Origin of the sequence: Bacillus sp. FSL W8-0640 (assembly GCF_038007725.1) — a bacterium.
GTDB classification, from domain to species: Bacteria; Bacillota; Bacilli; order Bacillales; family Bacillaceae_G; genus Bacillus_A; species Bacillus_A cereus.
On the sequence record NZ_JBBOXT010000002.1, the window covers coordinates 397,667 to 418,846 of the forward strand.

A 21,180-nucleotide genomic window follows, 5' to 3' on the forward strand; every position below is an offset into this window, starting at 1 on the left:
GAAATATGGAACTAGACATTCTACTCAGGTTACTTGTAGCAATACTTGTTGGAGCAATAATTGGATTAGAGCGTCAATGGCATAATTGCATTGCTGGATTACGTACAAATGTACTTGTTTCCGTTGGTGCTGCACTTTTTGTACTATTAAGTGTACTCACTCCAACTGATAATACCCCTACAAGAATAGCTTCTCAAATTGTAAGCGGGATTGGTTTTTTAGGTGCTGGAGTTATTATGAAAGATGGATTGACAGTTCGAGGACTGGATACAGCAGCAACCTTATGGTGTTCTGCTGCTGTAGGAACATTAGCAGGTAGTGGCTACTTACTTATAGCTATAACGGGAACCATTCTTATTGTCAGCATAAATAGTTTACTAAGACCTGTTTCAAAATGGGTTTCCGAAAAATCCGAAAAAGGTTTTAAATATTCCCAACAAGTTACCGCTCTCTCTTATAGAGTAAAACATAAACCATCAGAGAAAAAAGATTGCTAAAGAGAAGCTAATTTTAAGAACGTTATCAATAATAATAAAAGAGACCTATTCTAGATGGCCAAATAGAGAAATAATTAGTGTGCAATTTATTCAATATTTGAACTGATGAAAAATAGTTTCTACAAAGTAATAAAAGAATACGGAAGTACATTAAAAACAGCCCTGAGCTGTTTTGGTAGTCCAACCTTACAGTAGCTGTTTATCTTTCTTCCAATATATAAACTAATTACTTAAGGCGTTTAGAAAGGTGGGAGCTTCATATCAAACAAATAGAATGTTTTACAGAACCATATTTTAAAACTGTTGGTGGACGAAAAAAGGCATATAGAGTGTTTGGTTACAAAGATGGGGAAAAAAAGTCTTTTCCGATTACATTTAAAACATTGAAACAGGTAAGAACGTTTACCTACAAACATGCTCTCGAAAATCCTGGATGGTTAAATGCCAATGGTGATATTAGTGAATATAATGTTAAAGTGGATAGAGATGAATATAAAAATGTCTGGCAAGATAATGTTATAGAAAATGTATATAAAAATTACACTGATTTTAATAATTGGTAGCAGTAATTCTTAAACTGCTATGATTCCAAATTAATTTTTTACAAAAAGCTATGAATAAATGTAAAAGTATGAGGCAAGGAAATTCACTCATGTAGAGCAACAAGAAATCAAAACTGGAATTGATAAATAGATGATTTAAAATGTTTCAGAAATGAAACTAATTGAGTCATCTATTTTTTATTATGTAGGGAATGTTGTTGTTCGAAGTAACGAATATACGACTACAGATTGGGGGCGCGTCCACATTTTAACGAAAATATACGCTAAGCAAATTTCAGCATAAAGCGAGTCATCTTTTTTCTTAAAATAAAAAGATGACTCGTTCTATTTAAACTGTTGAATACTTAATATTTATTCCACTATTCATAGCCAACAACCGTACAAAATGAAAATATCCTTAACTATTTTCACGTATTTTTATTTTTTCAGAGGAAACTGTATAAAGCTTTTCTTAGTGCAAGTTCTCTTGGTTCATTGGCCATGCCAAATCCATGTTTGTTCATCGCATAAGCATAACCTAACTTTTCATCTGGATCGGCAAAACAGAATGATCCTCCTGCGCCTGGGTGATCAAAAGAGCTTTCGCTTCGCCCGAATTTCATATCTGAAAAGTGTTTCCAAAATCCCAAAGAATAGGCTATGTTTATACAATTCACATGATCATAATACCCTGATGTCGGAGGGATAGCTCTTTTCCTTAATTCATTTATTGTTTCTTCCCTTAATCCGAGAGTTTTTGCACCACTAGCAAAAGTCCCATAAATTTTTGCCATTGCTCTTACTTGTCCCACACCATTTCCTGAAGGGAATTCTATCGATAAAATAGGACGATAATTAAAATTATCATTTGCTACGAATTTTTTTGGATCTACTAAACTTCTAGCTACTAATGACTTTTTATTAAGAAAACCAAGTAACATTTTTATAGGTAGCTTTGTCATCTCCTTAAGTAACTGAATGGGGTGATTTATTCCTTCAATAGTTGTTATTTTCTCTTCAAAAATATCTTTAGGAAGACCCATATAAAATTCTGCTTTTAGTGGTTCTGCTATTTCTTCTTGAAAGAAATCTTTTACGGGCCGATGTTTAGGGTCGGTTCTTTTAATCATTTCTCCAATTAAGGTTCCAATTGTCCAGGCATGATATCCTTGAATTTTCCCAACCTCCCAAGCAGGTTTGCTTGCAGCAAGGGAATTTGACAGACGAGAGGTATCTAAGTCTTCTAACATATCAATTTTAAGTTCATTGAGAGGTGACAATCCAGCTTGATGTGCAAACATTTGCTGTGCCTTTAAATCTACTAAGTATTTTAAAAAGATACTATTGGCATTTGTTTTTATTTGTTTGGTTGGAGTTAACTATGTTTTTTCAATACCGTTTGGAATATCCATTTGAGAATTTCTATTAGCATTGAAATACGAAATGATATATTTACTGTTTTCATAATATTTATCCATATATACAAGTGTATTAAATGAAAGTTTTACTTTGCCTTCATATTTTTCTATATTATCTCTGTTATTTTGAATGTAACGTTTCTGTTCCTCAATTCTCATCAATAACTCTGAATCATTAGGATTATTTTGCAACTCTATTTTCAAATTATTTAAAGCGTTTTTGTGAACAGCAATATATTCGTGATTACGACTAAGTTGTGTTATAGAGCTATTTTCTGATATCTCCAAGTATTGTAAGATACCTTCTAGTAATGAAGTTTTACCTGAACCATTTTTACCAGTTAAAATTAAGTGCTTTCTAGTTTCTTTAGAGAGTGGAATACTAACATTTTTTAAATGCCTTACTTTGTTAATATTTAATTCGATTACAAATATATCGGTTATAAAAATCTCCTTCCTTCTTCTCGTATCATATTAATATGATACGAGAAGAAGATATTTGTGTTTATGAAAAGGTACATCTTTTGGAACATATTTAAAGATTACAAAGGAAAATGAGTTTTACAAAACATACAAAATGTTAAACTCAAAAAAACCAGTGATATTATACACATGTACTGATATCACTGGTTTTTTATATGGATATTTGATGGTCAATTTTACAAATTATAAAAATTACAAGCTCAGTTTTACATTTTCACAACAATATTTTTGTAAGATTATCTTTCTTTTCCCTCTGTTTGATTGGCTTGGAACTCCATTTTTAACGCAATACTATCCCCTTGGAACACGTTTTGATCCGTTCCGTTATCTTCAAATATAAACTTCATCCAAAACCAATCCATTTTTCCAGATTTTAATCCCCCTGTTTCAGCCCACTTGGAATGAAACACTTTCTTGGAAGCAATCTCTGGACTTTGTGATTTTAGTTCTGCAAGAGTTGTTTCGTATACAGGACTTTTTGCTGGATCCCAATCCCAAAGAAATTGTATTTTAATATGTTCACCAAAATCTTCTGTATTATTATTTTGTTTTAAATCGTTAACAGAATAATCTATTTTCATCATGATATCTTTAATATCTAGTGTACCACTATTTGTCAAGTTGAATTTCTTTAATATTTTATCCCCGGGTTTCAAATTTTCTAGGTTAAGTGAAGTAGTTGGTTGCATAGCTAAATCCAATGTACCTGCAGCAAATGAATTATTTGTCACCACTTGATCGCTAAAATATGCATATGTTCCCCCACCAATTAAAGATAAGCCAAGAGCGGCTGAAACCACTCCAACACCTAATTTCTTCTTCAATGACATTTTTTGTTCCTCCCATACCATTTTTATAATCTTTCTCCCTAATCAACCGAAAAGGTCCCCTTAATACAGATATACCATGAATTGTTAAAAAATCATATTAAAAGAATAAAATCCCTTATTGAGAAAATTATGTTATTTTTATCTTCTATAAATGAAACGTCCCAAAAATAGAAACGTTGAATTTATAATTATCAAAAACTCTGCCAAAAACAAATTAATATTAACTCGCTTTTATGATTAGAATTATTTATTTCTTTAGGAGTATTCTAACGCTTCAAAAGGTACAAATTATAAAACATGTTTAATGTTCATTTAGTGAAAACGAGTTTTACAAATGAACATAGCAAACTAATAAAAACAAGTTGTAATATTGCCATTAACTCAAAAAGAGCATGCGGTAATTTCTACATATTCTTTTTTAATAAAACTGAAAGTAAACTTTTAAAAATTAGTCTACTTTCATTTCCACTTAATCATTGACTTTAATCAAAATCTCCTAAAATACACAACGAAAGTATACATTCAAAACACTGTAAATAAATATATCGAAAATCCATGAACAATTGTTGAGTGATACGCTGTTTTAGATTCCATACATAATTACCGATAAAAGTAATGTGTTACTAACCTAACGGGTGAAAGATGTTTAAAGATAATTTAATAATTTTGGCTCTTAATGATAACTTAAAGCTTGAAAATCAACTTTGTTTCGCTATCTATGATTATTCCCGTGAAATCAATCGTCCATACCGAATTGTCCTTCAGCAATACAACATCACGTATCCCCAGTACCTGACGTTACTTGTACTTTGGAAGCATGATTGCCTTACAGTAAAGGAATTTGGATATAAAAAATAGCCGGTTTTCACCACGTTAAGGGTGAAAACCGGCTTGTTCATTTTAACCCCGAGTAACAGCATAATTAGCACTGTTTATAGGGCATGTATGGTGATCCCTAAAATAATAAGTTAACGGAAGACACCTTCCGTTAACTAAAAAAATTGCTATATGTATTTAGTTCTTTAATAAATGGAGATATATTTATTTGTTAAAAAAATAAGAATTGAAAGTTTTTTAATTTTTTTACAAATAGCACACAAATACGACATACTTCTAGACTATTTTTATATACAGGAATTATTTTTTGAAATGGTTACTACATATAAAGGAGACTTCAAAATGGATATGGATTCATATTATTGGGAAATGGTTAAGAAGAATATTGGTGTGTATTCTGAACAGGAACAAGAATGTCTTCGAAATAAGAAGGTCATTATTTTTGGACTAGGGGGAGTAGGTGGATATGAAGCAATTCTGTTTTCGCGAATGGGAATAGGGCATATTACTGGTGTTGATCCCGATGAATTTGAGGTTTCTAATATTAACAGACAAATGTTAGCGCTTTCTAGTGTGGTAGGTGAACCAAAAGCAAAAGTTGCAGAACAGGTTGTAAAAGATATACATCCCTATATATCAACAAATTTTATACAAACAAGAGTAGATGAAGATAATGTAAGCGAGCTTATAAAAGGGCATGATATTGTAGTAGAAGCCGTAGATGATATGCCCTCAAGAATTATTATACATAGAACAGCTAGAGAATTAGGTATACCAAGTGTGGGGATGTCAGGTAGCCCACCAACAAGAGGATTTGTTTCTACATTTTTTCCAACCGGAATTCCTTATGAAGAAGCATTAAATATCTCAAGTGTCGGATGCAAATTAACAAATCAAGAATTAAGACAACAGATTGCTGATATAAAGAAAAGTCGAGCTTGGTATTCTGTTGAGAAAGGTGCACCAAAACAGTGGGCGCAAGATTTTTGTGATGGAAAAGCAGGCTGGATTATCACACCAATGCGTGCTCATCTATTGTCATTATTTAGCTTTCATGAAGCAATACAAGTTTTAACTGGTCGTGAACCTCTAGCTAGAGCACCTAAAGGCATTGTAATGGATTTAGATAGTCATATCCCGGTTCAAGTAAAAGAAGTCCCAAAGGGTGGATGGGATTATAAAACACTATAAGGAGGAATATAATTTGTTAACAAAAAATAATGATATGCAAAATATATATGAAGAAAGTTTTACGCGAAATATTGGTGTTATCTCTGTAGCAGAGCAGGAGAAATTAAAAAATTCTAGAGTTACTGTAGTTGGAGCAGGGGGCGTAGGAGGAATTACACTCATCCAATTGGCGCGAATGGGTGTGGGTTCTTTACATGTTATTGATCAAGATGTATTTGAAGCAAGCAATATCAATCGACAAATGCTAAGTTCCAACAGTAAATTAGGACAGCCGAAGGCAGATGTTGCTTTAGAAGTTTTGCAAGACATTAATCCATTATTACAAATAGAGATAACGAAAGAATTTGTTACCGAGGACAATGCATTAGAATTTCTAACGAATACAGATGTCATTATAGATGCAACTGATAATTTAGTAGCGAGAGTAATTATCCATCGTACAGCTCAAAAATTAGGGATTCCTTCTATTTGGATTGCAGTTACACCTCCCTTTAGAGGTGGCGTCATGTCTTTAACTCCTGACTCTACGCCTTATGAAATCGCGTTAGGATATCCGTCTTATCAACAAGAGCTAACACCAGAAATGCAAAGTAAAATTCATAAATTAAAAGATGGACGTGCTCTTCATTCCGTCAAACATGGTGCGGATGAGAAATGGGCAAATAATTATGTACAAGAAAATCGTCCATGGGCTGTGCTGTCTCCCGTTGCGAATATCGTAGGCATTCTAGCAAGCTTTGAAGCATTTAAATTTATAATAAATCGAGAAGACTTAAAACCTGTAATAAGTCCAAATTTAATACAAATTAACCTTGCAAGTCAAAATATGGTACATGTGTCTGTACCTAAAAATGATAGTTGGGATTATACAACATTATAGATGAGGTAAGAGAATATGCTTCCTTTTTTGTTACTGGGGATTATTGTTACACTCGCTCTACTTGTTAAGGATTATGTGCTAGCTGGTGCGGCTTGTTTATTAGGAGTTTTACTTGCTGTTGGACAAAAAACTTTATTACATCTTATTCAACAATATTCTTTTACAATTGGGATTTTCTTTCTGATGCTATTCCTTTTAGTACCAATTACATCTGGAAAGATTACAAGTGAAAACGTAATAAAATTAATTACCTCTCCTATCGGATTAGGATCCATTCTAGCAGGTTTTACTGTGTCATACATAGGAGGAAAAGGTGTAGGAGTTCTACCTATGAATCCTACGATATTGTTAGGTGTCTTAATAGGCACTCTTATTGCCGTATTATTTACAAAAGGGTTACCAGCCGGATTAATTATTGCGGCTGGAATCATAGCTATCATTTCTATGAAATGAAAGGAATATTCTAAATGAAGATGAAATGGAAACATATTAGTTTAGTAGGATTTTTTTTGATAATACTTATGTCTAGTTGTACTAATATCAAAGAAACTTCTCGAAATGATCAAACTCCTAAAGTGGTAAAACAAGAATTAGAAATTCAGCAAGGAGAAGAAAATTTATTTTTACTTCATAAAAACTTAAATAATAAAAAACAGTATACATCTGATGAAATCATCTTATTTTTAGAACCATTTAGTGTACCTACAGCTCAAGCATTTGATGTACCAAAATTTTCATGGATGGATGAGTATGCCAGAAAAGGGTATGATACTTGGGCTATGGATTTCAGAGGGTTTGGTCGTTCTTCTCGTCCTAAAGAAATGTCAGATCCTCCTGTCCAAAACCGTCCGGTTATTCATTTGAATGATGCAACTAAGGATCTAGAAAAAATTGTAAATTGGATTAAAAAGAAGAGAAACGTAAAAAAAATTCATATTGTTGGATGGTCATATGGAGGTGTTGTGGCTGGGAATTATGCAATATCCCATTCTCAAGATATTAATAAACTTATTTTATATGGATATATGCATGGGTTCACACTTCCTATGATGACACAGTCTTTCGAAAACCCACTACAACCTAATCAGTTTAATCCTGAAGCACCAGCTTATCAAATGGTGGACTTTGATAAAGGAATGCATCATTGGCATATGATGATGGGAAATAAAAAAATTGTTACAAACGAAGCAATGGATGCAGTAAAACAAGTTTTTATTGATTCAGATCCTATGAGTAAGAAAAATAATCAAACGATTCGTCGACCAGTAGGTCCACTTGAAGATTTATTTTATATTTGGAAAAATCAGCCCCTATATGATGTATCTAAGATTACCACTCCATTACTTGTCATTTACGGGGAAGATGACATATTTGCAGACCGAAATATGATGTCAAAATTAACAAGTACAAAACAAAAAAAAGAAGTAGTAATCCCTGATGCTACACACTGGGCTGTTTATGAAAAGAATCGTAATATCCTATTCGAACAAACATTAAACTTTATAGAAGCGAAAGAAGGCAAACAGGAATGAAAAAGGGTTTAACAATATTAGATGCTACCTTGCGTGAGGGAGAACAACAATGTGGTATTCGTTTCTCCAAGGAAGACAAAATTACATTACTTCACATGTTAGAGGATTTTGGAGTAAGTCTTATTGAAGTTGGGCACCCTGGCATCTCTGAAGAAGAAGAGGAGATTTGCCGAGAAGTTGCAGCATCTGCAAAAAACGCCGAAATACTTATGCATGCTCGGGCGAAAAAAGAAGAAGTTCATGCGGTTTATCGTGCTGGTGCCGATTGGATAGGAATCTGGGCGTCTATTAATCCTATTTCTTTACAAACAAAATACACTAATCGATCAAAAGATTATGTTATTAATCAGGTGAAGCAAGCTATTGAAGAAGCAAAATCTTTAGGAATGAAAATCCGTTTTACTATTGAAGATGCTTCACGAACGGAATGGGAAGATATCGCTTACATTGGACAGATTGCACATATAGCTGGAGCAGATCGAATCAGTTTAGCTGACACTGTAGGAATTTGGGAGCCAGGTCAGTGTGCGACAATCGTGAAGAAATCTGTTGAGACATTCCCTTGTGAGATTGAAGTTCATCTTCATAATGATTTAGGATTAGCCCTGGCAAATGCTCTTGCTGCAATCGATTCGGGAGCAACTGTCATTGATGCTACATTGTGTGGAATAGGTGAACGCGCTGGGATTGTTGATTTGCTAAATTTATCAGTATTTTTATCTCAAAAGCGTAATCTACAGAGCTTTAAACTACAGATGATTCCTGAATTAACGCAGTCTCTCCAATTAGCTACTGGTTGTCAAGTAGATCATTGGAGACCGATTATTGGAAAGAATATATTTACTCATACTGCATCCTATCATGTAAAAGCTGTTCAGCAAAATTACTCAGCATACGAGGGTATTCAACCTGAAATGTTAGGAAGAGTAAGGAACATACAACAAAAACGTATAGAAAGAAAAGGGCCTCGGCTTTCAAAGTCTCTCCGAGTTAGTAAACCATTTGTAAAAGGAGCATCTGAGCTTTTATATCATCGTGATGGTCCAGGAGAGCGTTGGGTACAGATGGATTATAGAACTGATGAACGTGCTTCATTTTATGTAATACAGCGTGTATTTTACGACGCCCATATGGATGAGAACTTAGAAGGACATGTAGATACTCATGCACACCACTGTGATAGTGCCTTTATTTTTTGGGGGAATAGAATAGATGGTACTGGTCTCATTTGTGAAGTGGAAATTGAAGGAGAATTACAAATAATTGAAAGTCCAGCATCTGTTTTTATTCCATCAGGGTTAAAACATAGGTACAAGTACCTTTCGGGTACAGGAACATATACAAACATCGTACTAGCACCTAATTATAATTCTAGTTTATTAGAGGAAAACTCATCAAAAGTATTTGTATTTTAATTAAATAAAAAAAGTTTTTATTTTTGTTATTATTATGTTTTAGTAAACCATCTGACTTATAAGAGTATAAGCAGTCTTAATGTTCTTTATGTAAAAAAATAAAAAACAGATAGAATTCATTGTGTTTTTTGGATTCTATCTGTTTTTCGGTTTGGGGAACTACCAATTTCTTAAGTTGATGGATGTGTGGCAATATCCCAACAACGATATTAAAAAGGGTTGATATGAATATCAAACCCCTTTGATTATGTATAATTATTTCACTGCTGCTTTTAATTCTTTTCCAGCTTTAAAAGCAGGTGCCTTTGAAGCGGCGATTTGCATTTCTTCACCTGTTTGTGGGTTACGTCCTGTACGTGCAGATCTTTCACGTACTTCAAATGTACCAAAACCAAGAATTTGTACTTTTTCCCCATTTGCTAGCGCATTTGTTATTGTATCTAAAACAGCTTGTGTTGCTGCAGCTGCATCCTTTTGTGTAAGCTCTGCTTTTTCTGCTACTACTTTTGTTAATTATGTCTTATTCATTTTTTGCACCTCTTCATATGTAATTAGGTGACTATTATAACGTGTGTATACTTATGCTGCAATTAATATTGTGCATAGAAAAAGCCCACTAGCAAGAGCCAAGGGACAATTTCTGTATGGTAGTAAGAAAGAAAATCATGTTCATCGTACAATCTATATTGTAACATCTTAATTAAATAATGAAAAGTAATTCTAGATGTTCTGCTTGTTTCCATATATTCTAAAGTGAAAAATATTCCTCTAATTTATTTCATCTTAGAAGGATATTTCCAATCTTTTTCTTTTCGAGTATTTAGAGTAGGTTTAGATGAATCTATTGAAAGTGTTTGCTTTTCTATTTTCTCTAATCTCTCATCTAATTTTTCAATCGCTTCTTTTGTTTCCTTCAGCTCTAATTTAATTTCTGCCAGCAAACGGAGTATTGCATCTCCTTTTGTCATTTTCAACAGTAATCGCTCCCTTACTTATTAAAAGTGTTACTGTATTTAGGTGAAATTTCAATTAAAATGGAAGTAGATACACCATTACGGCTCTTCCTTGTATTTATCTTTTCTCATTATTAAGCTTAGTTAAAATATGTCCTGCTAATTCACTACTATTAAATCCTTTTTCTTCTTTTATTTCATTCAAATCATTGGCTAATGTTGTAGATACTTGTGTTCTATTCACTACCTTATACTGCTTCTTCTTAGTCATACTGAACATCCTTTTACTTATGCATAGATATATAATTGTAGTATGACATGCAGATAGTAGCTAGAAATGTAAAAAATAAAAGGTGGTATAAACATGAAATCAACAGGTATCACAAGAAAAGTAGATGAATTAGGGCGAATTGTTCTTCCGAAAGAGTTAAGAACAACGTTAGGAATTGCAGAAAAAGATCCTATAGAAATATTTGTAGAAGATGAAAAGATTATTTTACAAAAATATAAATCTTATGATGCTTGTGCAATAACTGGTGATATTTCAGAAAAAAATATATCATTAGCAAATGGGCAAATCGTTCTCAGTCCTGAAGGGGCTAAACTTTTAATTAAGGAGATTCAACAGCAATTAGTTAAATAAGGGCATTCTCCTTAGTACAATACAAAGAAAAAGACATCTATATAGATGTCTTTTTCTTTGTATTAAAACAACATGATTCTACTAATTCTACTTTTACAGTGGTAAATATATCAGCACTATTTCATATCACATTCATTTTAGCACGAAAAATCTATTATTCTATATATAAAAATTACATTTAAAAAAATATACATAATTCCCCCCTAAAAAACGAACGTACTTTCGTGAAATGACTTGATTATATAGGTTGGGTAGGAATATAACAAGAACGAACGTTCTTGTTTATTAGAATATTCCCGTGTATGGCTATTCATTATTCCCCAACAATGCAAAACCAAATTTTAATAGAAGCTATGCAGACAAGAGACGAAATCGATCTCTGTCATTATAAAGATGGAATTATAGTAAGTAAGATTGTTCGCATTATAAGTTTGATGTTTTAAGTACTACAAATATCATTTAATAAAGTGCTTTTTAATGAAATATGTATAATCGATAAGAACATCTAGCGCTTCTTGTTGCTTTTCAGCAGGTAGATCTGCTAATGCTACTTTAATGGATTCTAATATACTTTCTAGAGGATTATTTCTTCCAAATAATTCATCTATAGTGATATTATGCAACTCTGTAATCCGCATTATCGAATCTGCATCAGGATCAGCTTTTCCACATTCACAATTTGCATAAGTAGTGCAGCAATGTTTAGGCGATGTGATATATCGGATTAGGTATATCCTTGTTTTTTTCGCAATTCAGCAAGTCGCTTGCTTAGATGGGACATATCACCTTTTCCTTTCTGAATTATAACGTTAGTTTAAAACAGAAAGGATAAATTGTGTCCCGATAACTAATAATAAGTCATAATTTAAAGTAACTTGTAATAATTAGTTAAAACGTTATGATGAAAGAGCAATATTTAGCATTCTATGAGCAAAAAATAGTAAGAAACTGAAATGTTGAATCGAGTTTCTTCCTATTATATATACTTACTAAAATAATGAATTGCCGATATCTATTGTGGCCAAGTTTTGGCGTCTTGTACGTTCTCTTAAATAACGTTCCGTCGTCATAATAGACTCATGTCCTAAATAGTCCCGTATTTTCTTAAGTTCGACTCCTTTTCCCATCAAATGATTGGCGAAGAAGTGTCTACAGGTATGGGGAGTTATTCTATCTTTTCGGTAACGCAGAAATGATAAATTAGTTTCTTCAATTTTTTCTGCTACATATTTCGATAAGTAGTCGGCTCTATAATGAGAACCGTCCGCTTTTGGTAGAAAGGCAGATGAGCTAGACGGATCTAATTCACTTATCTGTTTTCGTAATTGACGAAGACGACAGAGATCGTTGAGTACATCTTCAAAGATACGAACTTCTCTCGTTTTATTTCCTTTTCCGACCACACGTAGGAGATAAACATTTAAAGAAGGGTGGAATACAAGATCAGCCCACTTTGCATTTGCCACTTCCTCAATCCGGAGTCCAGTAGTTGTAAGAAGGAAAAACAAGGAATACATAAAGAAATTTGTTTTCTTCAATGTATCTAGAATTTCATTCACTTCTTCCGGAAAGAGATCACGATTGACTAACTCTTCTTTTTTTACAGATACTTTTTTGAGGCGAGTACTAAAGTTGTCAGAGAGTCCATTGTTATCATACACATATTTTAAGAACTGCTGAACCACAGTTTTCTTTCGACGTAATGTGGTGGCCGCATACTTCTTGCTTAGTTGATAGAAGTAGATTTCCACCTCATTATGGGATAACTCCTTAATGGTTCCGATTGTTTCTTTTATATAACGAAGAAAATGAGAAAGGTCATGCAGATAAAGTTTTTTTGTTCGCTCACTTCTTTTTTTCGTTAAAGAAGGCTCATCGTGCAAAAATAAATAAACTAATGATTCTTCGCTTAATTGGGAATAGTCAATATTTCGAATGCCCATGCCCATAATTTTTTCGAAATGACTGCTATCAAAAAAATCCGATTTGGATTTTACAAGTTGATTACTATGTTCGTAATTTATAATATTCAAATTTACACTCACCTTTTATTAGAATGAAAAGACAAACATATATTTTATGTAAATTTTTATGATTCTTATTATACCACAATAAACGCATTATTTATTGTGGTATAGAATGAAATGTTTAAATATATATTTTTACCTTATTATTTAACGTTTCTGTTTAGGTAATGTATAATGGAAATGTTTAATTGATTTTTTTGTACATTTCAATCCAAATGCGGTAGGAGGAGATTTTTTTGACTAGTCTTCGTCTGAAAATTTTACAAGAAATCCATAATTTAGAAGATACCCATTGTTCAATTTGCCCTCTGAACAACCTATCAGTGAATTGTACAGATGAGCAAGAACAGGCAAAACAGAGAAACTACAAACATTGTAAAGGTTGTCCCATTTTTGATTCCATCCGAGAGAAAGGAGAGCAATTGAATTCTTTATCGAAAAAGAGTACATTTAATAAGGTACGAGAACGTTATATGGAGAATCCATTTAAGTATCTGCAGTATAAGGAGTACTCAATTACAGATGTAGTAAAAGAAACAGGTTTAACAAAGTATCAACTAAGAAAATTTAAACAACAGCTAGAATGAAAGTTTCGGACGAGGTGAGAAATGGACTATTTATCTTTAGAAGAGGTATGCGATAGGGTAGGTTTAACAAAAAATCAATTAGGCTATTTAATTAAGTATAAACAAATCGAACCTATCAATCTGGCTACCTGGAAAGCAGATGGCGGATATCGCTTTGAGCAAGAGGATGTAAAAAAGTTAGAGGAATTATACAAAGACTCTTTAACATTAAAAGAAGCAGCTGAATTTCTAAATAAGTCTAAGACTTACGTTCATAATGCCGCTAAAGAAGGGATATTGCCCTTTAAAGAGATTGCTAAAGGGAAATCTACTGAACGATTGTACTTAAAAAAGGATTTGGAAGTTTTCAAAGAAAAAATTGAAAACAAATCAAAAGAGGAATCAAAAGAAAAAAAGCAGCATTTAAGTCTCTATCTTGATGAAAAGGTGGTAGAAGCAATAAAGAAAAAGGCTGCAAAGAAAGGGTATAATGGCTACAAGAAGTTTGCTGAAGACATTTTATCCGCAGAAGTAAAAGAAGAAATAGAAGAATAGAATTCTAGAGAGAATAGATCCCTGAAAAACGAAAAAACGTTATAAGGGGTCTGTTTTTGTTTTTAAGGAGCTTTTTAACTATCGAATCTTATTGCATTACCTACATAACCGATGTTCTTTATAAACGAATTTGAAGGCCCTTTTTTTGAGTGTGTCCTGAAAAAATTCTCTTAAAATACAAAAAAAGTAACATATATGCTATATATGGATAATTGTGGAGGGAGCGATAAAAAATTTAAGACGATTTTATTCAAGGTAAAAAAAGCACTCGAATTGAGTGCTTTTTTTATCATTTATCTGGTACATAACATGTGTTGTTATCCATATAGCATTTTTCTATCTTTGTTTTAGTATTCCCTTTTTTATCTCTGTAAAAAATTTTAACTGTCCCCTTAGCGCCATTATAATCGAATTCATATGCATTAGGGTATTTGTCTCTAACCCATATTAATCCTGAACCAGCACTTGCCGGCATTGCAGAAATAAGTAATGCAGATGTTAAACTTAGCGCCCCAACTATCTTTTTAATTTTTGACTTTGACATAAATAATCCCCCTTATTATTTTATTAACTTATTAGAATAATGTAACTAATAGGTTAATAAAATGGTAACATATACCACAGGTGTTTTAAATCAATAAAACTTGATAAATAAATATTATAAAATTCAAAAAACAATTACTGTTTCTAATTAAATTTAAGGGTAAGTGTAAAAACCTTCAAGTAAACATATTTTAATTATAGTAAACTAGATTATTAGAAAATGAATGTATCATTGTGGATTCTCTATTTAAATGAATAGGAATATGATAAAATAGAAGTATAACTGTATATCGTGTGAAGGTGGGCTTGTTATTATCCCTTCTTTCCATTTGGAAGGAAAGGGGGTGATATAACATGGAATTTTTGTTTGAACTTTTAAAAGAAATTGCAAAAGCAGTTGTGCGTGAGGTTTCAGCATACGCACTGAAAAAGCAATTCGAAAAAAAAGACAACAAAAAACCCGCGCTTCACCGACCAAAGTACAAGCGTGGGTCTAAAAGAAAAAGATAATGCATAATAACAGCCACCTTGACAGTAGCAGTTATGGGACGGGATGTTGACGCATCTCGTCTTTTTTAGTTTATGCAATTCAGTTAAGTACTATACTTAATATATATTGGATTTGCTTTCAATATATATCTAATCTACAGTAAACATACCATATTTTTATTTTTTGGTCAATATACAAGCTGATCATACTTCCATTTAAAGCATATATGAAAAACTCCCAAAAACATTATTGGGAGTTTTTCATATGTAAATAGCCTAAAGGAGACTCGTCTCTTTGTTTCATTATACTATAAATAAAAAGAAAAAATAACAGACTACTTAACTACAAATAAAACCATATATATTAAAAATAAAAACTAGAAAATTATTTGATTAGCAATATTTAAAAGATAAAATAGTATCGATATTAGATATGTTATAATTTTCATAATATATATGCAAAGAAGGGATGGAATGAGCACACAAATTAAGGTAACACCGGAACAATTAGAACAAGCTGCTAAAACCGTAAGAAATACGAGATCATCATTAGAATATATACATAAAGATTTATACTCTCAAACTGAATATATAGCTTCCCAGTGGAGTGGAGCAAGCAGTGATCGTTTCTATTAGATGTTTAATGAAGCGAAGCCAATGATGTTTAACATTTTGCAAGAATTAGATAAAATCGCAGTAGAATTAGAGCGTGCAGCTGTTAAATTCCGAGAAGCAGATGAATTGTATGGCGGAAATTTAGTTGACTCTGATATTCAAGAAGGAGCTATGTGTGAAAAAATCCCTCCAAAATCGGAAGAGCCATTTTTTAATAAAAAGGATATAAATGCTGCGTGGACTGGTATTTCTACTGGGTTTGTAGATGGTGCAGTGGATGCGTGGGAAGGACTGATATCCTTAGGTGATAAAGAAACCTGGTTGGATATGCGAGATGCGATTGTAAATTATGAGGAAACTATTCCTGTTGCATTGAATGCTCTATCAGATTCATTTGTAAATAATCTTTGGTATGGAGATATGGAAAGTAGAGAGCATTATGTAGCTTATGGCATAGCAACGTTAGGGCTCGGGCTTCTAGGTGATAAGGGTCTTAGTAAAGCAGGACAAGTAGGGAAGGGAGCTGCTATTACAGGGTTTACTAAAGGGAAATCACTTGTGACTAATTCTCCGGCATACAGAAATGCATTACACATATTAAATAACTATGAATTTAAAGCTGGAAATCACCTTTCATATGAGGGAGTCGGAAGTATTCAAAAGTACTTGCAGAAAGCAGCTCCATATACTTATGAGGGGCCAAATGGTCCGAAAACAATAAGATTAAGGTTGGGTGAGTTAGCGGGGGACAAACATCCTGTTACAGGCATTCGGTATGATTTAGATGGTTTCCCTATTTTTAAAGCTCTTTCTGAAGTTAAATTAAAAGAAGCTGATTTTAAAAAATCTAGACCAACACATGATAGAATATGTAGTAAAGCATTATACGAACAAATAATGAAAGACCCTAAGTTAGCTGCAAAATTCACAGAAGAAGAAATAGAGTTATTTAAGCTAGGCGAGGTACCAGAAAATTATACATGGCATCATCATCAAGAACCAGGACGAATGCAACTTGTTGATTATGAAACACATAGGAAAACAGGTCACACTGGTGGATATAAAATTTGGGGAAAAGACAGCGATAAGTAAGGAGGAGTATATATGAGCAACGTTACTTGGATTGGAGTAAATAAAAAAGAAATTACAGATGAAAACATTCAGAAAGTAGAACAATATTTCAACGTAAAGTTCCCTATGGATTTTGTAGAATGTGTAAAAAAATATGATAGTGGCTATCCAAGACCAAAAATATTTGATGTACCTGGACAGGATGAGAATGTATTTAGTAAGCTTTTAACTTTTGATTTAGAAAGTAGAAATTCAATCATTCAAGTTTATGATGATATAAAAGATAGATTAGCAAATAAAGTATATCCTTTTGGCAAGGATTCATTTGGGAATCATCTATGTTTTGATTACCGTAGCAATCCTGAATCGCCAACAGTAGTATTTTGGGAACATGAGGAGGAAAACATAGAAGAAGCAATATATCCTGTTTGCTCAACGTTTACAGAATTGCTTGCTAGTCTACGTGATTTTGAAGAAGAAGATTGAGGAAGCAAAAAAACGGCCTAGAATTCTAGACCGTTTTTTTATGATTTACTAATTTTCCAACCATCATCCGTTTTCTCTAATTCAATTACGATTACCTTTTTAGGATTATCCTTATATACAGCATCAACAGTTACTGTAGCAATTTCATTTTTCTCTTCGACTTTTCGGATTATATAGCTTTTAAGATCCTTGCTCACTGATTTCATTAAATCTGCATTTCCGCCCACAAAAGCAACGATTTTCTTCGCTTCAGGAGTAAATAACTCTCCAAAATCTTTTACATTTCCTTCTTTTGCATTTTCGAAATACGCTGTAGCAACTTCTTCAGGATTACGATTATTTCCACATGCTGCAAGTGCTGTAACTGATAAAGCCATTACCACCATTAACATGATTATACGCGTAAATTTGTTCTTCATTAAAACCACTCCTTATATATAACGTAATTTCAACTCTTAAAAAAGGGCTAAATCACTTGTATAAGTATATAATAATTAAAACTATATATATATATATATATATATATATATATATATTTGTATATTATTTTAGTAATATTGTATGTATTAAAATGAATTAGAGCAGGGGGAATCTACCTATTACTATAATATTGATTTCCGTTATATACATTAGTATAATAATAAAGTCAGCGTTATAGGGGTATAACAGACGACATTCATTTTTAAAATCATAAAATCGGATTCACTTATATGAAAGATAAAAACCCTCCTATGAATAGGAGGGTTTTTATCTTTTTTGAGCTATAAGCATAATCTTAAAAATTAGACTTAAGATCTTCTTTATATAGATAACTTTTGTGAAAACTTCCCAAAAAATTTACAGTAACTCCATACAAAACACATATATCGTATATATAATATATTAATAGATACTAACATTAAGAAAAAGCGTTAAATAGTAATTTTAGAGTGTACTATTTATCTATTATCAATGCATTAAAGCAGTAGTTAAAATTAAGTGACTGAAGTAGAAGAGAGGATGATTAACAATGGGACAAGTCTTTATTGATGAAAAAGGACCACAAGAAACAATCAGAATTCCAAATACATACCGTGACGATAGAAGAATAAATCTCGGTGATGATTTAATGCGTTCTTATGTAGCTGATGTACTTTATATTCCAGAAGATTCCCTAGAGAATGTTAACAAAAAATATCTGGAACTGGTTGAAAACTATAGAAACGGACAAAAAAATAAAGTTGTGAAAGAGCTAAAAGGAATTGACATTCTAAAAGGAAACTTCAATTTCGGTGTAGCAAGTATGAAAGAAGTAAATAGTAGTTTTTATTTAAATTTATTTAACATGCTACTAGATGCGAATGTCTCTAACTTACTATTTTCAGTAAATAAAATGTCAATGGTTATTGATGCTAGGCTTACACACTGGATTCTCCAAATGGAAGCAAAAAGATTTATCGATTCCGCTATTTTGTTTAAATACAGTCTCACAAAGTATTGTGAATTAGAAGCGTCTGAAGAGGTTATTAGAAATCTTTTTGATCCAGAAAAAACAATCAATGAAATACTATACTCTATCCAAAAAGATTTGAAAGAGTTTGTTGCAAAACATAAAAATATTTCTAGAATGAGAAACCAAATAGCATATTACAAAAAAATGATAAAAGACATTGGGAATGGGAAGAAATTAGCTAGTGATGTAGTATTTGAAAAAGTATCATTTGACTGGGAAAAGGTAAGCTCTGATGTTGATTTATGGCTAAGCGAGAATAAATTAAACGGTATATGGCAACCAGAGCAATCCACACTAATTCTAGATCAAGGAATACCTTCTAAGCCATTTGAGAGTATTGGATTTGGCAAGATAAGGGAAGACAAGGATTCTAAAGAGTTTGTTGGATTACAATTAGCAGATATGCTAGTGGTGATAACAGGGAGCTATATTTCTAAACTTGCATCTGCAGTTCGTTATGATAAATCAGAACCAGAAAAACCTAAGCACCTTGATGCAGAATGGTTTGTACTAGAGAAGCATCAGTTTGACCTAATATCGAAAATGACAGAGTTCCTTTTTGGAAATGATCATATTTACAGTGTCATAGGAGATACTTATTTTGATGAAACTCACTTGTTTGAGATGTATTGTAGGTATATAAGTTCCTTCAGTAATTATGAAAATTATGATAAGAAGAAGATTGAATTACATGTTAAAGATATGTTTATTTATCTTGCAGCTGCTACAAACGAAAAATGGGAATTAGGAGTACAAAACGAGCTTTTCGCAAGGAATATGTATGGAGATTATATGACTGGAATTAATGAGGGAGTAATAAGGAAATTGTAATTTATACACTTCCTAAAATCGGTAATAAACTACTAGTAACTGTATATTTACTATAACAAAAAAGAACTTAGAATCCTTATAGATTATGGTTTCTAAGCTCTTTTTATTGTTTTCACTTGACGAACTATTAGAATATTTCCATGCTGCAATGCCTACTCCAATCTAAATTTATATATCCTCCCTCAGGTTAATAAACTATTCATTTATAAAAAGATAAATTATTAATTTAGGCTCGTGTTTACTGAACGAACATAAAAAATTTCACATAGAGTATCAAGAAATATAAAGTCTTTAATAATTTTATAAAGGGTGAAAATGATGAATTCTAATGTTTATAACTACCAATGGTTAAATAAGAGTATGACACAAAATCAGTTATATCCCAAATATCCTCAATATCCTCAATATCCTCAATATCCTCAATATTCCGGAGATTTACCCGTATGCTATGAACCCACGCTTAATCGAGAATTTAATGAAGTGTTCGAGTTAGATGAAGATTCAGAATTATATTCAGGAGAATATTTTTCCTTTTCCCCTGAAATAGACGATAACATACATCGCCAGGAGGCCACATTAACTAAAACTATTACTTCCTTCCATTACCCTCACTGTAAAGGTTTAATTTGTAGAAGGAGACTTTATCGTGTCTATCTTGAAGTTAAAGTTCCTCAAAGCATTGCCTCCACTGTACAAAACTCACTAGATAAATGTATGGAAGTAGCTAAAATTACGATGGCTAAAATTTTAGCACCATATGCTACACCAGCTACTTATGGTGCTCTACCTGGTGCTATTCCAGGTGCCCTTTCTGCAGGAACTGCAGATTTCACTAGATGTGTGGGCTCTAATCCAGCAATATATCCACATGTGAACAAAATCAAATTATCAATTAAAACAAATAAAAATGCTTAATGGTCATCTCAAAATTCATATATAAAATATCCTATTGGGACAGGGACTGAATAAAAACATAAAGTGTGCAGTGTATAACACTAAACATACAGAGGAAATTTGTAATTCAAGAAGATGCTATAGACTTTGTTGGAGAAGTAGCGCAAAATATTGAAGAGGGGCAGTCACCAAAACCATCTCTTCTTAGAAGAGCAAAAGAATCCCTAACGGATATTAATTCGATGGTGGAGAGTGGTTCTCACATTGCTATTAAAATAGGTCAATTTTTAAGTCTGCTTAACAGTTAAATTTAAAGAGTTAATTATATTGTTGGATTTATTATTAGAAATAACTACCTTTTAACAAAAAGACAATTACTTATAAATTAAA

General features: G+C 32.4%; 24 protein-coding genes and 4 pseudogenes. 18 read left to right on the forward strand and 10 right to left on the reverse strand.

The window, feature by feature from the left end:
- Positions 1-5: 5 nt before the first annotated feature.
- The 3 genes from N2V80_RS29125 to N2V80_RS29135 all read left to right on the forward strand — a co-directional run bounded on the left by N2V80_RS29125 (position 6) and on the right by N2V80_RS29135 (position 1,343).
- Positions 6-497: an MgtC/SapB family protein gene (locus N2V80_RS29125; RefSeq protein ID WP_000417877.1), complete on the forward strand. Its 492-nt coding sequence runs from the start codon at positions 6-8 to the stop codon at positions 495-497.
- Between the two features lie 329 nt (positions 498-826).
- Positions 827-1,060, forward strand: a complete 234-nt coding sequence (locus N2V80_RS29130; RefSeq protein ID WP_000468174.1) for a hypothetical protein — start codon at positions 827-829, stop codon at positions 1,058-1,060.
- Positions 1,061-1,211: 151 nt separating this feature from the next.
- Positions 1,212-1,343: a hypothetical protein gene (locus N2V80_RS29135; RefSeq protein WP_254893982.1), complete on the forward strand. Its 132-nt coding sequence runs from the start codon at positions 1,212-1,214 to the stop codon at positions 1,341-1,343.
- Between the two features lie 142 nt (positions 1,344-1,485).
- Here the strand turns inward: N2V80_RS29135 and N2V80_RS29140 are convergent, their stop codons facing one another.
- The 3 genes from N2V80_RS29140 to N2V80_RS29150 form a co-directional block, all read right to left on the reverse strand.
- Positions 1,486-2,340: a serine hydrolase domain-containing protein gene (locus N2V80_RS29140; protein WP_253859387.1), complete on the reverse strand. Its 855-nt coding sequence runs from the start codon at positions 2,338-2,340 to the stop codon at positions 1,486-1,488.
- 78 nt (positions 2,341-2,418) lie between these two features.
- Entirely contained in the window at positions 2,419-2,907 is a 489-nt protein-coding gene (locus tag N2V80_RS29145; protein ID WP_154695894.1) for an AAA family ATPase, read from the reverse strand.
- 269 nt (positions 2,908-3,176) lie between these two features.
- Positions 3,177-3,770, reverse strand: a complete 594-nt coding sequence (locus N2V80_RS29150) for a TasA family protein (RefSeq protein ID WP_000053756.1) — start codon at positions 3,768-3,770, stop codon at positions 3,177-3,179.
- Positions 3,771-4,412: 642 nt separating this feature from the next.
- Here N2V80_RS29150 and N2V80_RS29155 point away from each other — a divergent pair.
- From N2V80_RS29155 to N2V80_RS29180, 6 genes and pseudogenes are all read left to right on the forward strand, one after another.
- A pseudogene (locus tag N2V80_RS29155) lies at positions 4,413-4,616 on the forward strand (hypothetical protein); the annotation flags it as partial.
- Between the two features lie 333 nt (positions 4,617-4,949).
- Entirely contained in the window at positions 4,950-5,798 is an 849-nt protein-coding gene (locus N2V80_RS29160; RefSeq protein ID WP_061655714.1) for a HesA/MoeB/ThiF family protein, read from the forward strand.
- A gap of 13 nt (positions 5,799-5,811) precedes the next feature.
- On the forward strand, positions 5,812-6,678 hold the full coding sequence (locus N2V80_RS29165; protein ID WP_061655713.1) for a HesA/MoeB/ThiF family protein: 867 nt from the start codon (positions 5,812-5,814) through the stop codon (positions 6,676-6,678).
- Between the two features lie 15 nt (positions 6,679-6,693).
- A complete protein-coding gene (locus N2V80_RS29170; RefSeq protein WP_000936576.1) occupies positions 6,694-7,131 on the forward strand; it encodes a DUF441 family protein in 438 nt (145 codons plus the stop codon).
- A 14-nt stretch (positions 7,132-7,145) separates the two neighbouring features.
- On the forward strand, positions 7,146-8,210 hold the full coding sequence (locus tag N2V80_RS29175) for an alpha/beta hydrolase (protein WP_061655712.1): 1,065 nt from the start codon (positions 7,146-7,148) through the stop codon (positions 8,208-8,210).
- Positions 8,207-9,625, forward strand: coding sequence for a homocitrate synthase/isopropylmalate synthase family protein (locus N2V80_RS29180; protein WP_061655711.1), 1,419 nt, complete (start codon positions 8,207-8,209; stop codon positions 9,623-9,625). Before N2V80_RS29175 ends, N2V80_RS29180 begins: the two co-directional genes overlap by 4 nt.
- Positions 9,626-9,880: 255 nt before the next feature.
- Here the strand turns inward: N2V80_RS29180 and N2V80_RS29185 are convergent.
- From N2V80_RS29185 to N2V80_RS29195, 3 genes and pseudogenes are all read right to left on the reverse strand, one after another.
- Positions 9,881-10,153 (reverse strand): annotated as a pseudogene (locus N2V80_RS29185) (HU family DNA-binding protein).
- 245 nt (positions 10,154-10,398) lie between these two features.
- On the reverse strand, positions 10,399-10,593 hold the full coding sequence (locus N2V80_RS29190) for a hypothetical protein (RefSeq protein ID WP_061655719.1): 195 nt from the start codon (positions 10,591-10,593) through the stop codon (positions 10,399-10,401).
- Positions 10,594-10,696: 103 nt separating this feature from the next.
- Positions 10,697-10,849 (reverse strand): hypothetical protein, encoded by a 153-nt coding sequence (locus N2V80_RS29195; protein ID WP_172793977.1) that lies wholly within the window; start codon positions 10,847-10,849, stop codon positions 10,697-10,699.
- Positions 10,850-10,942: 93 nt separating this feature from the next.
- On the opposite strand from N2V80_RS29195, the gene N2V80_RS29200 reads away from it, so the two are divergent.
- The gene (locus N2V80_RS29200) at positions 10,943-11,221 is read left to right on the forward strand and encodes an AbrB/MazE/SpoVT family DNA-binding domain-containing protein (RefSeq protein WP_061655709.1); all 279 of its coding nucleotides are present in this window, start codon (positions 10,943-10,945) and stop codon (positions 11,219-11,221) included.
- A gap of 455 nt (positions 11,222-11,676) precedes the next feature.
- Here N2V80_RS29200 and N2V80_RS29205 read toward each other — a convergent pair.
- Positions 11,677-12,002, reverse strand: a pseudogene (locus tag N2V80_RS29205) (helix-turn-helix domain-containing protein).
- 208 nt (positions 12,003-12,210) lie between these two features.
- The gene (locus N2V80_RS29210) at positions 12,211-13,254 is read right to left on the reverse strand and encodes a tyrosine-type recombinase/integrase (RefSeq protein ID WP_061655707.1); all 1,044 of its coding nucleotides are present in this window, start codon (positions 13,252-13,254) and stop codon (positions 12,211-12,213) included.
- 230 nt (positions 13,255-13,484) lie between these two features.
- Here N2V80_RS29210 and N2V80_RS29215 point away from each other — a divergent pair, with 230 nt between their 5' ends.
- Both N2V80_RS29215 and N2V80_RS29220 read left to right on the forward strand, forming a co-directional pair.
- The gene (locus N2V80_RS29215; RefSeq protein ID WP_000202840.1) at positions 13,485-13,835 is read left to right on the forward strand and encodes a zinc-finger domain-containing protein; all 351 of its coding nucleotides are present in this window, start codon (positions 13,485-13,487) and stop codon (positions 13,833-13,835) included.
- 21 nt (positions 13,836-13,856) lie between these two features.
- Positions 13,857-14,369, forward strand: coding sequence for a helix-turn-helix domain-containing protein (locus tag N2V80_RS29220; protein ID WP_061655706.1), 513 nt, complete (start codon positions 13,857-13,859; stop codon positions 14,367-14,369).
- A gap of 289 nt (positions 14,370-14,658) precedes the next feature.
- Here N2V80_RS29220 and N2V80_RS29225 read toward each other — a convergent pair whose 3' ends face one another.
- Positions 14,659-14,913: a hypothetical protein gene (locus tag N2V80_RS29225; RefSeq protein WP_000045595.1), complete on the reverse strand. Its 255-nt coding sequence runs from the start codon at positions 14,911-14,913 to the stop codon at positions 14,659-14,661.
- A 353-nt stretch (positions 14,914-15,266) separates the two neighbouring features.
- On the opposite strand from N2V80_RS29225, the gene N2V80_RS29230 reads away from it, so the two are divergent.
- The 3 genes and pseudogenes from N2V80_RS29230 (at position 15,267) to N2V80_RS29240 (ending at position 17,573) form a co-directional block, all read left to right on the forward strand.
- On the forward strand, positions 15,267-15,422 hold the full coding sequence (locus tag N2V80_RS29230; protein WP_172793976.1) for a hypothetical protein: 156 nt from the start codon (positions 15,267-15,269) through the stop codon (positions 15,420-15,422).
- A 453-nt stretch (positions 15,423-15,875) separates the two neighbouring features.
- A pseudogene (locus N2V80_RS29235) lies at positions 15,876-17,108 on the forward strand (WXG100 family type VII secretion target).
- Positions 17,109-17,120: 12 nt separating this feature from the next.
- Positions 17,121-17,573, forward strand: a complete 453-nt coding sequence (locus N2V80_RS29240) for an SMI1/KNR4 family protein (protein WP_061655704.1) — start codon at positions 17,121-17,123, stop codon at positions 17,571-17,573.
- 38 nt (positions 17,574-17,611) lie between these two features.
- Here N2V80_RS29240 and N2V80_RS29245 read toward each other — a convergent pair whose 3' ends face one another.
- On the reverse strand, positions 17,612-17,992 hold the full coding sequence (locus N2V80_RS29245) for a DUF4878 domain-containing protein (protein WP_061655703.1): 381 nt from the start codon (positions 17,990-17,992) through the stop codon (positions 17,612-17,614).
- 590 nt (positions 17,993-18,582) lie between these two features.
- Here N2V80_RS29245 and N2V80_RS29250 point away from each other — a divergent pair.
- The 3 genes from N2V80_RS29250 (at position 18,583) to N2V80_RS29260 (ending at position 21,098) form a co-directional block, all read left to right on the forward strand.
- Positions 18,583-19,896, forward strand: a complete 1,314-nt coding sequence (locus N2V80_RS29250) for a hypothetical protein (protein ID WP_061655482.1) — start codon at positions 18,583-18,585, stop codon at positions 19,894-19,896.
- Positions 19,897-20,214: 318 nt separating this feature from the next.
- Complete coding sequence (locus N2V80_RS29255) at positions 20,215-20,811, forward strand: hypothetical protein (protein ID WP_253859366.1); 597 nt, start codon at positions 20,215-20,217, stop codon at positions 20,809-20,811.
- 65 nt (positions 20,812-20,876) lie between these two features.
- Positions 20,877-21,098, forward strand: coding sequence for a hypothetical protein (locus N2V80_RS29260; protein ID WP_061655481.1), 222 nt, complete (start codon positions 20,877-20,879; stop codon positions 21,096-21,098).
- Positions 21,099-21,180 lie beyond the last annotated feature (82 nt).